Here is a 15,235-nt window from a genome sequence, read left to right as displayed (position 1 = left end):
CATCGACTCTGACATTTTGGTAAAACCACGCATGTCGCAAAACATGACTGTCAACTCTTTGGTCGTCGCCCTCATGCTGTAGCTGTCAGGGTCCTTCACCATCTCATCAACCAGCTCGGGAGGTACGTAAGTTCCGAAGAGATGAGCCAACTCGCGCTTGGATCGGCTTTCCACGAAATACCCGTAACTCATATTCAACGCAAATGCGGTCAGCGCCATCACCAACGCACTGGCCAGCGGCAGCACCAAGCCGAAACCAGAATACAACCAGAAATTCAGGCCGGTTATGGCGGCGATCACGGCGAGACTGACAAGAACAGCTCGGGAAGCGGAGAGCAAAGGCAATGCGAAGGCTAGCGTCAATCCCGACAAAAGCAGAATGACCACTTCGAACCCGATGGCATAGTCCGGCTTGACAAATACCTTTCCATCGAGAAAACCCGAGATCACATTGGCGTGCGTTTCTACACCTGGGTAGGTTTCTCCCACCGGCGTCACCCTTAAATCGAGCAGGCCAGGCGCTGTGGTGCCGACAAGGACGATCTTGTCCCTGAGCGTACCGGGCGCGAGGCGCTTCGCGAGGATGTCGGCCGCTGATATATACCGGAAGGAGCCGCCATTCGCTCCGCCATTACCCCTGAATGGCACCAGAGTGGCGACACGGTCATCAACTGGAATCGCCAAGGTCTTATTGCCCTGCTTGAGCAAAATACTTTCGAGTCCCTGATAGTTGCGGGTCAGGAATTTTTCCTGCGGAAAGCCTGGCTCCACTTTGGGCAAACCCGCAAGCATGCGAAACATGGCGAGCGCCAATGATTCGTAATATTGGCCCTTGAACTCCGCCAGGAGGGGAATGGAACGAACCACGCCATCACCCTCGGTAATGGAGTTAAAGAATCCGCCTAGAGGGGCCGCCTTGGCCAGTAACTCTATATTCGCCCCATATCCGTTCCAACTGGTGAACTTGATGGGGCGGCCGCCAAGCGCATCGCTACCCATAACCGGTGGCGGAAGGACACCGTTGACCCTTCCATCCCTGTCGCTGGTGAAGTAATACCCCAACACCACCGGGCGTTTTTCAATCGCCTTCGCAAAAATTGCGTCGTAATCCAGACTGGTCTGCAGCTGGCTGAGTTTCTCCGAAAATCCCGGCTGGTCTTTCAGTTCTGCCTGCGCGAGCTGCTTGAGCCGTTTTAGACCTGAACTTTCGTCGGCCTCGGCAAATACGACGTCAAACCCCAATAAAGCCGTTTTCTGGCGGTCCTGCAGCTCTTCGACCAACTCCGCCAGCTTGTTCCGGCCCCAAGGCCAGCGACCAACCTCTGCAAGACTCTTCTCATCAATGTCAACAATGACAATGCGCTCGTCCAGTGTGTGCGGCATGGTTGCACGAAGGCGCGCATCATAAATGATGTCGTCAAGTCTTTGCAGCACGCCAATGCGAACGACTCCACTGGCATGCATCAAGGCAAAAACCAGCGGAATCAACGTGACGGCGATACGAGGCCAGTGCCGGGAGAGGAGTCTCATGCGACCTCGTTGGAAGAGTGCTTGCGGTCCGCTTCTGCGAATCGCTCAGCACTGATATCAGTGTTGGACGAACTGCATTTGCGTTCCCGCCAGCTCAAGCATGTCGCCATTTTTCAGGACAACCGGCTCAGCCCCAATGGGGGCTCCGTTGAGCGTCGGTTTGCCAGAGCCCTCCACATGGGCAACGACGAAACCCTGAGGCCGCTTGGTGATGGCGGCAACCGCTACCCCTGGTTTCCCGATGGTCGTGACGACCTTCACCAGCGCCACTTCACGGCCAGCGGCAGCACCCGACATCACTTTGATAGCCGCCGTAAGACCCATACCGGCCTCTGCTGAAGCCACTGGAGCGCCTGCCGGTGCCGGGGGAGCAAGACCTGCGGAGCCCGCCTTGATGATCATGGTTTTCTCGAAACCTGCAGGTGCGGCCTCGTTGACATACTTGATCTTGTACTTGCCAATTTCAACAGTGTCGCTGTTTTGCAGCAGCAGTTTTTTGACGGCCTTGCCATTGACGTATGTGCCATTGGTGCTGTTGAGATCTTCCAGATAGACCTCGTTGCCGGACATTTGCAATACAGCATGCTCCCCGCTGACTGCTAGGTTGTCGATAACGATGTCGTTGTAAGGCCTACGCCCCAAAGAAGTCCGGTCTTTCGTTAACTGGACTTCCTTGATCACAACGCCGTCAATAGAGACGATCATTTTCGGCATGGCCGACTCCTGTCTGTTTGTAATATTTCAGTCACCGCTATTTTCCCAGCATTCTGGACAAAAGGCCGCGCTTGGTCGAGTCTTCTTTCGCGTATGCCAGCAGTACGGAAATATTATCGCGTCCGCCAGCCTCATTCGCCGCCACAATCAGCTGCTTTGCTTTTTGCTCCAGGGTCCCTGCGCCTGTAAGAATAGCCGCAATACCCGCATCTGCAACCATGTCCGACAGCCCGTCAGAGCACATTAAATAAAGGTCTCCTGCATCTACACGATGCTCATTGACCTCCACCAGTACTGTGTCTTCCACACCCAGCGCGCGTGTAACCAGGTTCTTGTTCAACGAAGTCAGGGCCTGTTCGGGGGTGATCAACCCGGCGTCAATCTGCTCCTGCAGCAGCGAATGGTCTTTAGTGATCTGTTGCAATTCCTGGCCGCGCAGGCGGTAACAACGGGAGTCTCCAATATGACCCAGCATCAATCGCCCGTCCTGGAACACGCCTACCACCAACGTAGTGCCCATTCCTGCATATTGGGGATTGGAGTTCGCCGCATTAAAAATGGAATGATTGGCATTTTCCACGCAGATTTCGAGAGCGCGGCGCACCTCCTTGCCATTGGCGTGCCTGCCTGCCTGGGAGAGCCAACGGCCCATTTCCGACTTGATGAAGGCGGCGGCCATGCCACTTGCAATTTCGCCTGCGTTATAGCCGCCCATCCCGTCCGCCAGGATGCAAAGCCGCGTTGCAGCATCAAAGGCAACTGCGTCCTCGTTGTTGTCTCTCGTCAACCCCGGGTCGGTATGTGTACAAATCTCGTAGTTCATCTTGTTCGTGTCGTCACTGGGTGTCGGTATCGGCGGCAGGCGCTTTGGAAACCACGGTTTTCTCAAACGTCTGCGCACCGTCGACATTCACCGCCTGGGTCGCATCATAGGTCCTTGGGCCGGCAGCCGGCGCAGCGGCTGATTGAACGACCGTGGCGTCAAATTGAACTGCCCGTGCATCCTGTTGAGGGGCAAACGACGAAACCGGCGCGGAGCCTTCCATCGCAGCAATAACGGCGCGCAAATCCGCCGCCAGCTGGTCGCCATCCTGGTATCGCAGCTCTGGCTTCTTGGCCAGAGATAGCGCTACCACTTCGGCCAGCCGCACCGGCAGTTCCTTCCGGATGATACGGATATCGGGGGCTTCTTCGTTCGCGATCTTGTACATCAACTCAGCCATGGAATCACCCCTGAACGGCAAAACCCCGGCCAGCATCTGAAACAGCATGACGCCCAGCGAGTACAGGTCCGAGCGCCCGTCGACTTTTTTGCCGGCAATCTGCTCGGGCGACATGAAGCTGGGCGTACCCAGCACAAGCCCGGTCTTGGTTTTGCTTGAATCCGTGATGCGCGCGATGCCGAAGTCGGTCACCTTTACCGTGTCGCTTTCAATCTCGTACATGATGTTGGCGGGTTTGATATCCCGGTGCACCACGTTCTGCTTGTGCGCATAAGCCAGGGCTTCAGCGACCCGAGCCACGATGGAAAGCACCTTGGGCACCGGCAGCAAATGGCCGTCTTTGGTGACATCGGCCAGATCCTTGCCTTTGAGGAACTCCATGGCAATGAAAGCCAGGTCATGCTCCTCGCCGGCATCAAAGATCGTGACAATGTTCTGGTGCTGCAGCCGGCCAGCGGTCTCGGCCTCCCTGAAGAAACGCTCTCGCGCATCGTCAAGCTCCTCACCCTCGAACTCCTGGCTCAAGGCCATGGTCTTGATTGCGACGACACGGCCGATTTTCGGGTCCTTGCCGAGGTAAACGACGCCCATGGCACCCTTACCCAGCTCCTTCTCAACCTGATAACGACCCAGCATGGGCTTTTCAACACCACCGCCGTCAAGCAACATGGTCCCACCCGGGTGCGCCCCACCACCCCCAAGAATCACGGTTTCCGAGAGGTTCTTTGCCCGATTGAGCTTGGACTGCAGGTCTTTATGGTTCTTGTTGTAGGTGGCCATGTACTCGTACACAGCCTGCGCTTTGTTGAATTGCCGTTTCCGTTCGAAATCCAGCGCGAGGTTGTTCATGTTGTCCATCAACGCATCGGTGAACGGCACGCGGCGGAAACGGTCGAAGGCCATGTCGAGCTGGCCCTGGCCCTGGAGCGCCAGGCCCATCATGCGGTTGGTTTCAGCCGATTCCTCGTCGGACTTGAGCTTGCCGGCCTCAGTCATGAGGAAGCGTTTGGTGGTCAATGCCAAATGGCCAATCACCAGCAGGGCAGCAGGAAAGACAAACTTGAGCCAGGTCGCGGCCGCCGACAGCAAGGCGAATTCGACTACCAGCAAAACCACGAACAGCAACAGCGTGATGATGGCCGCCTTACCAGCTGATAGCCGGGGCAAGCCAGCAACAAGATACGCCACGACCACCAGCAGCACAGCCAAAGTGGCCCAGACGCCCCAACCGGGCTGCACGATGAAATGCTCACTCAGGATGCTTGAGGTGATGTGCGCAATGGTTTCTGCCGGCGAAAGTCCCGGACCTGCCGGTGTTGGAAACTGCGTACCAACCCCCGCCGCGGTGGCGCCGATGATCACGATCTTGTCGGCGTATTTGGCCGCAGGAATCTTTCCGGAAATCACGTCATAGAACGAATCAACCGCAAAGGCCGGCCGGCCGTCCTTGCCCTTGTAAAACTGGGGAAGCATCAGGGCGGAATCATCGGTCTTGATGACCAGCTTGCCGATCTGCACGGATTCGCCCACATTGAGTTTGATGTCGGCAGGCCCCAGGTTCAGGCTCTTGGCCGCAGCGAGCAAACTCATGGAGGGCACGGCCTTCCCATAATAGTTAATCAGCAAGGGCTCCTGCCGCACGGCACCGTCTACGTCGGGCAACTGGTTCAGGTGGGCAATGCCTGCCGCCGCCGCACCTATTAGTTCGATGGGTTGCTGACCGCGGATGGCCGGCAAGGAAAATCCACTCAGCTCATCTACGGCGCTCTTCAGAGCGTAAGCAGGCAGAGGATTGTCGGGTCGCCCTTGCGGCACCCCCAGCGAAAAAACCGAAGGCACCAGGACGTTGCCAGCCTTGGCCATGCTGGCTGCGAGCTTGGCGTCCGTGTCCAGGGCAATTTCAGCCTCAGCGATAACTTTGCCGAGTTGCTCGGGCAAGCCTCCCTGAGGCGCCGCAGCAGGATCCGCCACCGGCCCGAGTGCTTCCTTGATTTTACGAATAAAAACCAATCCCCGATCTGTCTGGGGCTCAAAAAAGAAGGCCGTGTGCGCAATGGTTTTAGCCTTGGCAGCTGAAAGCTGCTCAATGAGCTGCGCATGAACGTCTCTCGGCCACGGCCATCGTCCAATGTTGGCGATGCTCTGGTCATCGATCGCAATTATGGCTATGCGGTCTGAGGGTTGCCTTGAGGTGCTGGTGCTTGCATAGTCGTAGTAGCGACGCTCAAGCGTGCCGAAAAAATCGGTCAGGCCATGCAGAAAAAGGACGGCCAGCACCACCAGAACGCCCACAAACCAGTCGGCTCGCCAGAACTGACTCAGTTTTCTAGATGTTTTGGCCACTTCCCGTCCCTTGTCCTGATTCACGTTGCATAGCCCAGCCGTTTTTGTAATTGCTTTGTACTATCGGTATCTCCGGCCACAAAATTTCGTGCGCCCATTACCGCCCGCCGACTGTTTCGGCAGGTTACAAGTCTCCTGACAATGGACATTAACAGACGGGGTGCGGCTGGACAAGCGACTTCTGCACCGCAAGCGTGCTGACTGTTGCAAATAAGTGGTTTTCTGGTATGCGCGGCGCGCATGCGTCCACCACAGGCGGATGAACGTCAAAAAGGCGGGCCGCCGCCGGGGACTGTGGCGAGGGGCCCGCTACACCCCCTCAGGCGGAAGGCGCGTTTTTCTGCTGCCGTTTGGTCAGATAGGTACCCAAGGCCACCACCAATACGGCACCCAGGATGCCGCCGGCCGTTACAGTGTGCTCACTCACAGGGCCGAAATAGCTCACCACGGCGGGATCCGTCAACAACATCTCACCCGCCAGGAAGCCTAGAAGAGCCGCGCCGATAGTAATGATGATGGGGAAGCGCTCCATCACCTTGGTTAGCAAGGTGGCGCCAAAAATAATCAGTGGAATGCTCACCAGAAGGCCGAGCACCAGCAACGGCAGGTTGCCCTTGGCGGCTGCGGCAACAGCCAGCACATTGTCCAGGCTCATCACAAGATCGGCAATCAGGATGGTACGGATGGCAGCGGCCATACCGTTGATTTCATGGCCTTCGCCATCTTCGTCTTCTTCGCCCTTGAGAAGGTCGACGCCGATATAGACCAGCAGGACCGCACCAATCATCTTCAGGTAGGGCAAGCTCAGCAACTGTATTGCCACAATGGTCAGCACGATACGCATGACGATTGCGGCGGCGCTGCCCCAGAAAATGGCCTTGCCTCGCTGCTCCGGTTTGAGCGTCCGGGCGGCCATGGCAATCACCACAGCGTTGTCGCCCGACAGCACGATGTTGGCAAGAAGGATGGAGCCGAAAGCGCTCCAGAAGAGGGGGGACGCGAGGTCCAGTCCAAAAAACATGGCAGCTCCTGTTAGGAATTAAAAAAGCGCCGGAAAGCGCTTTTTTTGTTTTGGAGAGTCTAAGCCGCAATAAGCCCATCTCGATTGGTATTACTGCTTATCTGCTTGACCGCGGTCAAGTTTTCAAATCACTTTTTGGCGGCGCGCTTAAAGCAACGCCTTGAGCAACTTGGCCATTTCCGACGGATTGCGCGTCACGGTGAAGCCGCAAGCCTCCATGATGGCCAGCTTGGCATCAGCCGTGTCGGCGCCGCCGGAAATCAGCGCACCCGCATGGCCCATGCGTTTGCCGGCCGGAGCCGTCACACCGGCGATGAAACCGACGATGGGCTTTTTCATGTTGGCCTTGCACCATTGGGCGGCTTCTGCTTCGTCCGGGCCGCCGATCTCGCCGATCATGATGACCGCGTCGGTGTCCGGATCGTCATTGAAGGCTTTCATCACATCAATGTGCTTGAGACCATTGATCGGGTCGCCACCGATACCGACGGCGCTGGACTGACCCAGGCCGATTTCGGTCAGTTGCGCCACAGCTTCATAAGTCAGCGTCCCGGAGCGGCTGACCACACCGATACGGCCCTTGCGGTGGATGTGACCGGGCATGATGCCGATCTTGATCTCGTCGGGAGTGATCAGGCCCGGGCAGTTGGGGCCCAGCAGCAGGGTTTTTTTGCCGCCGGCGGCTTCCTTGGCTTTCATGCGGTTGCGCACTTCCAGCATGTCACGCACGGGGATGCCTTCGGTGATGCAGATGGCCAGGTCCAGGTTGGCTTCAACAGCTTCCCAGATGGCGGCGGCAGCGCCTGCAGGCGGCACGTAGATAACCGACACGGTCGCGCCGGTCGCCTTGGCAGCTTCAGTCACATTGGCAAAAATCGGGATGCCTTCGAAGTCTTCGCCGGCTTTCTTGGGGTTCACACCGGCCACAAAGGCTTCTTTGCCGTTCGCGTAGTCGCGGCACATGCGGGTGTGGAACTGGCCCGTCTTGCCCGTGATGCCCTGGGTGATGACTTTGGTGTTTTTGTTGATGTAGATCGACATGTTTGTGTGCTCCTGGGGCTTACTTGACGGCGGCCACGATTTTGGTCGCGGCTTCAGCCATGGTGTCTGCGGCAATGATGGGCAAACCGGAGTCCGCCAGCATTTTCTTGCCCAGGTCTTCGTTGGTGCCCTTCATGCGCACGACCAGCGGAACCGACAGGTTCACGGCCTTGCAGGCGGTGATCACGCCGTCGGCGATGGTGTCGCACTTCATGATGCCGCCGAAGATATTGACCAGGATGCCTTTGACATCGGGGTTCTTCAGCATGATCTTGAAGGCTTCGGTGACTTTTTCAGCCGTTGCGCCGCCGCCGACATCCAGGAAGTTGGCCGGCTCGCCGCCGAACAGCTTGATGGTGTCCATGGTGGCCATGGCCAGGCCTGCGCCGTTGACCAGGCAGCCGATATTGCCGTCCAGGCTGATGTAGGCCAGGTCGAACTTGCTGGCTTCGACTTCGGCTGGATCTTCTTCGTCCAGGTCGCGGTAGGCGACGATTTCGGGGTGTCGGAACAGCGCGTTGGCATCGAAGTTGAACTTCGCGTCCAGGGCCATGACTTCGCCCTTGCTGTTGCGGTTCAGCGGGTTGATTTCAACCAGAGACGCGTCGGTTTCCATGTAGCACTTGTAGAGCTTTTGCAGGATGTCGACGGTTTGTGCCACGGAGTCGGCGGGCATACCGATACCGGAAGCGACTTCCCTGGCCTGGGCGTCCGTCATGCCGACCAGCGGGTCGACGAACACCTTGATGATTTTTTCAGGATTCGAGTGAGCCACCTCTTCGATGTCCATGCCGCCTTCGCTGGAGGCGATGAAAGCCACCTTTTGCGACTCGCGGTCGGTCACGGCCGAGATGTAGTATTCCTTGTTGATGTCGGCGCCGTCTTCAATATAGAGACGGCGGACTTTCTGGCCCTCAGGGCCGGTCTGGTGCGTCTTGAGCTGCATGCCGAGGATCTCGCCGGCAATGCGCTTGACGTCTTCAATGGTTTTGGCAACCTTCACGCCGCCGCCCTTGCCGCGGCCGCCCGCGTGGATCTGGGCCTTGACCACCCACACCGGGCCGCCAAGTTTCTGGGCGGCTTCGACCGCTTCCTGCACCGTGAATGCCGGGATGCCGCGCGGCACAGGCACACCAAAATTGCGCAAGATTTCCTTGCCCTGGTACTCGTGAATTTTCATGAAAAACCTTCAGAATTCAGTAAAAGTGGGGGGTGCAACAGGGATTTGGGCAGGGCGATGGGGTGTCGGATAGAGGCCACACCGGCCCAAAAAACCACGTCGGCGGTCACTGCACGCAGCAACGCAGAACTGTATCATGGTGCGACGCACAATTCCTGTGCCCGCCTGACACCCTGAATTGGGCCGAAATGGCCTTTTCGAGCAGCCAGGCTGCCCACTTTGCACCTTGTTTTGTACCTGGAAGCTCATGCCTAAAGTATTTATTGACGGAGAAGCCGGCACCACGGGCCTGCAAATCCGCGAGCGGCTGCAAGCCATGCCGCAAATCGAGCTTGTCAGCATCGCGCCTGAGCTGCGCAAGGATGCGGCCGCCAAGCGCGCGCTGATGGCGCAGGTCGACATGGTGATCCTGTGCCTGCACGATGACGCGGCGCGCGAGTCGGTCGCCATGATCGACTCCTTGGCGGGCAAAAAGCCCAAGATCATCGATGCCTCTACCGCCCACCGCACCGTGCCGGGCTGGGTGTACGGCTTTCCTGAATTGACCCAGTCGCAGCGCGGGGCCGTGGCCGCCGCCGACCGCGTCGGCAACCCGGGCTGCTACGCCACCGGCGCGATCGCGCTGGTCCGTCCGCTGGTCGACGCCGGCGTGGTTCCAGCCGATTTTCCTTTGAGCCTTCCGTCCGTGAGCGGTTACTCCGGCGGTGGACGGCAAATGATTGAGGATTACGAGGCCGGCACGGCACCGTTGTTTGAGTTGTACGGCCTGGGCCTGAAGCACAAGCACCTCGCCGAGATCATGAAATACACGGGCCTTACGCGCCGCCCGATATTTATTCCTTCGGTAGGCAACTTCAAGCAGGGCATGCTGGTGCAGCTGCCTTTGCATCTTGATCTGCTACCGGGCAAGCCGACCGCTGCCAAGCTGCATGACGTGCTGGCCAAACACTACGCCGGCAGCGAATGGGTGACGGTGGAAGCCGCCCCTGAGTCGGGCAAGCTGGATGCACTGGCACTCAACGACACCAACAAGATGGAACTGCGCGTCTTCGCCAATGAAGAACACCATCACGCGGTGCTGGTGGCGCGGCTGGACAACCTGGGCAAGGGTGCGTCGGGCGCGGCCGTGCAGAACTTGAAGTTAATGCTGGACATATAGCCCCCACGGTCGCGCACTTCGTGTCGCTTCCTGCCCCCCGAGGGGGCCGCCCGCCCTCCGGCCCGGCAAAGCCGGTTCCGGGGCTCATGCTGGCTTGAAGAGGGGGATGAGGGGGGTCAATCCTCGTCAGCTTGGGACACCACGCGGCGGATCACGTCACCGCCAAAACCGCGCGACGCCAGAAAGCGCATCTGCTTTGCCCGCGCCGCGGCGTCAGGCGCCGGCCCGTCGAACTTCCTGCGCCAGATATCCCGGGCGCGCTCCAGCTCACTGCCTTTGAGGCTGGCCACCGCCCCGGCGACACGTTCGGCGCTCAAGCCCTTGGTCAACAACTCATGCTTGATGCGCGCTGCACCAAACCGCCCGGCACGCCGGTTGATGACTGACTCGACCACCCGCGCTTCACTGATCAAATCCTTGGCCTCCAAGTCATCGAGCACCTGGGCCAGCTGGCCGGGGGTTTCCTCATGCGGGGCCAGCTTGCGTTCCAGCTCCGCGCGTGAATGCTCGCGCGCGGCCAGGTAACGCAGCGCGCGGCCTTTGAGGGAAAGGCCAAAACCCGCACGGGAGGCGGGTTTGGCTGGTTTGTGATCTACCGGATTTTCCATGGCTAGAAGGCCAAGCCCAACACGCGCGCTATTCTTTTAATAGCTGCTGGCGCATGCTCCAACTGGGCTGGAGCCTTATTTGGCATTAAAAATCAGGCGGCCGCCTTGGCGGGCTTTTCAGCCTTTTCGGCTTTCTCGGCCTTGGCCGGCTTTTCAGCCGGGGCGTCGACGCCACCGGCGACCTGCACCAGCGGGATGCCCAGCGATTCACGCACCTTGTTTTCGATCTCGATGGCGAGTTCGGGGTTTTCCTTCAGGAACTCACGCGAGTTGTCGCGGCCCTGGCCGATTTTTTCGCCGTTAAAGGCATACCAGGCGCCGGCTTTTTCGACGATATGGCCGGCCACACCCAGATCCAGCACCTCGCCCAAGCGGCTGATGCCCTCGCCGTAGAGGATGTCGAACTCCGCCGTCTTGAACGGCGACGCCACCTTGTTCTTGACCACCTTCACCCGCGTTTCGTTGCCGATCACCTCTTCGCCCTTCTTGATGGAGCCGATGCGGCGGATATCGAGGCGCACCGAGGCGTAGAACTTCAGCGCATTGCCGCCGGTGGTGGTTTCGGGCGAGCCGAACATCACACCGATCTTCATGCGGATCTGGTTGATGAAAATGACCATGCAGTTGGCCTTCTTGATAGTGGCAGTGAGCTTGCGCAGCGCCTGGCTCATCAGGCGGGCCTGCAGGCCAGGGAGCGAGTCGCCCATTTCGCCTTCCAGTTCGGCCTTGGGCGTAAGCGCCGCCACCGAGTCGACCACGATCAGGTCGACCGCGCCGGAACGGGTCAGCGAATCCACAATTTCAAGCGCCTGCTCACCGGTGTCGGGCTGGCTGATCAGCAGGTCTTGCAGATTGACGCCCAGCTTTTGCGCGTACTGGATATCCAGTGCGTGCTCGGCATCGACAAAGGCGCAGGTGCCGCCCAGCTTTTGCATTTCGGCGATGACCTGCAGGGTCAGCGTGGTTTTGCCGGACGACTCAGGGCCGTAGATTTCAACGACACGGCCGCGTGGCAGGCCGCCAACGCCCAGGGCGATGTCCAGACCCAGCGAGCCGGTGGAAACGACCTGAATGTCTTCGATCACTTCGCCGTCGCCCAGCTTCATGATGGTGCCTTTGCCGAACTGCTTTTCGATCTGGGCCAGGGCGGCCTGCAGGGCCTTGGCCTTTTCGGTGTTCAGGGCGGCGCTTTGTGCAGGGTTTTGGGCGGGGTTCAGTTTGCTGGTCAGTTCCATGAAAAACTCCTTGAAAATCAATGATGTAAAACTTTTTGCTATTGATTCCAGCCTCTGCTTTTAATCACAGCGCTGGATGCATGACCAGTACTTTATGGGCGCTATAAAAATAAGTAAACCCTATTTTTAGTCAGTTTGCCTGATCAATTGAGATACCATGATTTCATGGCAGAAAACGCAGATTCGCCTCCTTCCTCAACCACTCTCTCCAGCCCCTTTGGCGCCACCGAAGCGAGCTGGCGGCAAACCCACCTCGGCCGCCTGATGGGCCATGCGCTGCGCCGCTTCGACGAGCGTGTACTGGCACTGATGGCCAGCAGCATCGAGGTGCCGCTGGCGCTCTCCAATCTGGCCGCACGCGACCAGGTCGGTGCCGCACACATCCACATCACGCGCCACCTGGCCGTTGGCGGCTCGCGCCTGACAGACCTCGCACAAAGCGCCGGCATGAGCAAGCAGGCCATGGGCGACCTGGTTGACCAGTGCGAAGCCTGGGGCCTGGTGACGCGCCAGCCCGACCCGCATGACAAACGCGCGCGGCGGGTGGTGTTCACAGAATCGGGCCTGCTGTGGCTCGAAGCCTTTCACAGGGCGGTTCGTCAAGCCGAGGATGAGTTTCGCCAGGCAGTGGGGCATGATGTCGCTACGGTGGTCGCGTTGGGACTCGAAGCCTACGCAACAGCTTGATCCCCGCCGACGTCAGCAAACCTCTGGCGACAAAAGCCTAAAATTTGCCGAACAAGTAAAACTGGCCCGCAGCCCGCAATGCGGATCAATTCCCGGAGACAACCATGCGCATTCTGATTGCCGAAGACGACCAGGTTCTGGCCGATGGCCTGTTGCGTACGCTACGCGCCTCGGGCGCGGCGGCCGACCACGTGGCCAGCGGTACCGWAGCCGACGCCGCGCTGCTCACCAACACCGAATTCGACCTGCTGATCCTGGACCTGGGCCTGCCGCGCATGCACGGGCTGGAGGTGCTCAAGCGCCTGCGCGCACGTGGCTCGGCGATGCCTGTGCTGATCCTCACCGCCGCCGACAGCGTGGAAGAACGCGTCAAGGGCCTGGACTACGGCGCCGACGACTACATGGCCAAGCCGTTTTCGCTGCAGGAGCTGGAAGCCCGCGTGCGCGCGCTGATACGCCGCGGCATGGGTGGCGCCAGCAGCACCATCAAGCACGGCCCGCTGGTGTACGACCAGGCCGGCCGCGTGGCCACCATCGACGGCCAGATGCTGGAGCTGTCGGCGCGCGAGCTTGGCTTGCTTGAAGTGCTGCTGCAGCGTGCGGGCCGCCTTGTCAGCAAGGACCAGCTGGTCGAGCGCCTGTGCGAATGGGGTGAAGAAGTCAGCAACAACGCGATCGAGGTCTACATCCACCGGCTGCGCAAGAAGATTGAAAAAGGGCCAGTGCGGATTGCAACAGTTCGCGGCTTGGGCTACTGCCTCGAGAAAATCCCAGGGTAGAGATGCCCCCACGGTCGCTCACTTCGTGTAGCTCCCTGCCCCCCGAGGGGGCCACTGCGCCTGCGGCCCGGCAAAGCCGGTTCCGCGGCCCCGGCTGGCGTGAAGAGGGCGTTCGGTGGGCGAGCGTCCACCTCGCTTCTTGACCTGTGGCCCTTAGACTCTTCCAACGCGAGCGCCGAAGCCTCTTCGGCGAAATCCTGGACTGGATGCTCACGCCGCTGCTGCTGCTGTGGCCGATCAGCCTGGCGCTGACCTGGCTGGTGGCGCAGAACATTGCCGGCAAGCCTTTTGACCGCGCGCTCGAATACAACGTGCAGGCGCTGGCCAAGCTGGTGGCGGTCAAAAACAACCAGGTGCAGTTCAACCTGACGGCGCCTGCCCGCGAGATCCTGCGCGCCGATGACACCGACCTGGTCTATTACCAGGTCGTCGGCACACAAGGCGAACTGCTCAGTGGCGAGCACGACCTGCCCATGCCCMCCGATGAGGACAAGCCCACCAACGGCGAGGTGCGGCTGCGTGAAGACCTGATCCAGGGGGAAGATGTTCGCGTGGCCTACACCTGGCTCAAGGTCGAGGTCAAAGCCCCGGCGCCGACAGGCAAGCCGGCCACGCCGCGCAATGACAAGAGCCCAGGCACACCTGAAGCTGCGCCCGCCCAGATGGTGCTGGTGCAGGTGGCCGAGACGCTGGAAAAGCGCAAGACGCTGGCCACCGAAATCGTCAAGGGCACCATGGTGCCGCAATTCGTCACCCTGCCGCTGGCCGTACTGCTGGTGTGGCTGGCGCTGGTGCGCGGCATCAAACCGCTGGCGCAACTTGAAAAGCGAATCCGCGCACGCAAGTCCGACGACATGAGCCCGCTCGACGAAACCGCGGTGCCGGAAGAGGTGGCGCCGCTGGTGTCCTCCATCAACGACCTGCTGAGCCGGCTCAAGGTGTCGCTGACCACGCAAAAACGCTTTCTGGCCGATGCGGCCCACCAGCTCAAGACGCCGCTGGCGGGCCTGCGCATGCAGGCCGACCTGGCGCAGCGTGAGACCGATGCCGACGAGCTGAAAAAATCACTCAAACACATCGGCCGCGCCAGCATACGTGCGACCCACACCGTCAATCAGCTGCTGGCCCTGGCCCGCGCCGAAACCACGGGCCGCAGCCTTGCCAAGCTGCACATCGACCTGGTGCACATCGTGTCGGAGGTGATGGCCGACTCGGTGCCGCGCGCGCTTGAAAAGCAGATAGACCTGGGCTACGACGGGCCCGCCGCCGGCGAACAGGCGACACAGCTCGAAGGCAACCCGACCTTGCTCAAGGAGCTGGTGCGCAACCTGCTGGACAACGCCATCAACTACACGCCCGAAAAAGGCCAGGTCACGCTGCGGCTGATGACAGACCGTTTCAGCGGCGTGCTGGTGCTGCTGGTGGAGGACTCCGGGCCCGGCATCCTCGAATCCGAGCGCGAGCTGGTGTTCCAGCCGTTCTACCGCACGCTGGGCACCAACGTCGATGGTTCAGGCCTGGGCCTGGCCATCGTGCTGGAAATCGCCAAGCAGCATGGGGCCACCATCACCATTGAAGATGCGGCCCTCCCGGGGCACACGCAGACACCGGGCACGCGCGTCACGGTGCGTTTTGTCGGCATGGATTTACCCGAGGGCCAATAGGTCGGCAGGCGGCCGTGCTGCGCGCCTCTACTCGCAATTTCAAGCAAATAA

Annotated in this window: 13 protein-coding genes; 4 read left to right on the top strand and 9 right to left on the bottom strand. The window is 59.8% G+C overall.

Annotated elements, in window-relative coordinates; all coding sequences use genetic code 11:
- From AC1D0Z_RS03545 to sucC, 7 genes are all read right to left on the bottom strand, one after another.
- Positions 1-1,530 (bottom strand): CHASE2 domain-containing protein (locus tag AC1D0Z_RS03545; protein ID WP_477656859.1); only part of this gene is annotated, 1,530 nt, incomplete at its 3' end.
- A gap of 57 nt (positions 1,531-1,587) precedes the next feature.
- Positions 1,588-2,244 (bottom strand): FHA domain-containing protein, encoded by a 657-nt coding sequence (locus tag AC1D0Z_RS03540; protein ID WP_477656858.1) that lies wholly within the window; start codon positions 2,242-2,244, stop codon positions 1,588-1,590.
- Positions 2,245-2,281: 37 nt separating this feature from the next.
- A complete protein-coding gene (locus tag AC1D0Z_RS03535) occupies positions 2,282-3,067 on the bottom strand; it encodes a Stp1/IreP family PP2C-type Ser/Thr phosphatase (RefSeq protein WP_477656857.1) in 786 nt (261 codons plus the stop codon).
- Between the two features lie 13 nt (positions 3,068-3,080).
- Positions 3,081-5,834 (bottom strand): CHASE2 domain-containing serine/threonine-protein kinase, encoded by a 2,754-nt coding sequence (locus AC1D0Z_RS03530; protein ID WP_477656856.1) that lies wholly within the window; start codon positions 5,832-5,834, stop codon positions 3,081-3,083.
- A gap of 295 nt (positions 5,835-6,129) precedes the next feature.
- Entirely contained in the window at positions 6,130-6,831 is a 702-nt protein-coding gene (locus tag AC1D0Z_RS03525) for a TerC family protein (protein ID WP_477656855.1), read from the bottom strand.
- A 147-nt stretch (positions 6,832-6,978) separates the two neighbouring features.
- Positions 6,979-7,872: a succinate--CoA ligase subunit alpha gene (gene sucD / locus AC1D0Z_RS03520; protein WP_477656854.1), complete on the bottom strand. Its 894-nt coding sequence runs from the start codon at positions 7,870-7,872 to the stop codon at positions 6,979-6,981.
- Between the two features lie 19 nt (positions 7,873-7,891).
- The gene (sucC, locus tag AC1D0Z_RS03515) at positions 7,892-9,052 is read right to left on the bottom strand and encodes an ADP-forming succinate--CoA ligase subunit beta (protein ID WP_477656853.1); all 1,161 of its coding nucleotides are present in this window, start codon (positions 9,050-9,052) and stop codon (positions 7,892-7,894) included.
- Between the two features lie 247 nt (positions 9,053-9,299).
- On the opposite strand from sucC, the gene argC reads away from it, so the two are divergent.
- Positions 9,300-10,211: an N-acetyl-gamma-glutamyl-phosphate reductase gene (gene argC / locus AC1D0Z_RS03510; RefSeq protein ID WP_477656852.1), complete on the top strand. Its 912-nt coding sequence runs from the start codon at positions 9,300-9,302 to the stop codon at positions 10,209-10,211.
- Positions 10,212-10,327: 116 nt separating this feature from the next.
- Here the strand turns inward: argC and recX are convergent, their stop codons facing one another.
- Together recX and recA are read right to left on the bottom strand one after the other, a co-directional pair.
- A complete protein-coding gene (gene recX / locus AC1D0Z_RS03505; RefSeq protein ID WP_477656851.1) occupies positions 10,328-10,819 on the bottom strand; it encodes a recombination regulator RecX in 492 nt (163 codons plus the stop codon).
- A 92-nt stretch (positions 10,820-10,911) separates the two neighbouring features.
- Positions 10,912-12,054 (bottom strand): recombinase RecA, encoded by a 1,143-nt coding sequence (gene recA, locus AC1D0Z_RS03500; protein ID WP_477656850.1) that lies wholly within the window; start codon positions 12,052-12,054, stop codon positions 10,912-10,914.
- 264 nt (positions 12,055-12,318) lie between these two features.
- Between recA and AC1D0Z_RS03495 the strand changes: the two genes are divergently transcribed.
- The 3 genes from AC1D0Z_RS03495 (at position 12,319) to AC1D0Z_RS03485 (ending at position 15,184) form a co-directional block, all read left to right on the top strand.
- Positions 12,319-12,741: a MarR family winged helix-turn-helix transcriptional regulator gene (locus tag AC1D0Z_RS03495; protein ID WP_477656863.1), complete on the top strand. Its 423-nt coding sequence runs from the start codon at positions 12,319-12,321 to the stop codon at positions 12,739-12,741.
- A 104-nt stretch (positions 12,742-12,845) separates the two neighbouring features.
- Positions 12,846-13,520: a response regulator gene (locus tag AC1D0Z_RS03490; RefSeq protein WP_477656849.1), complete on the top strand. Its 675-nt coding sequence runs from the start codon at positions 12,846-12,848 to the stop codon at positions 13,518-13,520.
- Positions 13,521-13,726: 206 nt separating this feature from the next.
- A complete protein-coding gene (locus tag AC1D0Z_RS03485) occupies positions 13,727-15,184 on the top strand; it encodes a sensor histidine kinase N-terminal domain-containing protein (RefSeq protein WP_477656862.1) in 1,458 nt (485 codons plus the stop codon).
- Positions 15,185-15,235: the final 51 nt, after the last annotated feature.

The organism is Polaromonas sp. P1_E3 (assembly GCF_056405935.1).
This window is presented reverse-complemented; position numbering and strand designations above follow the sequence as displayed.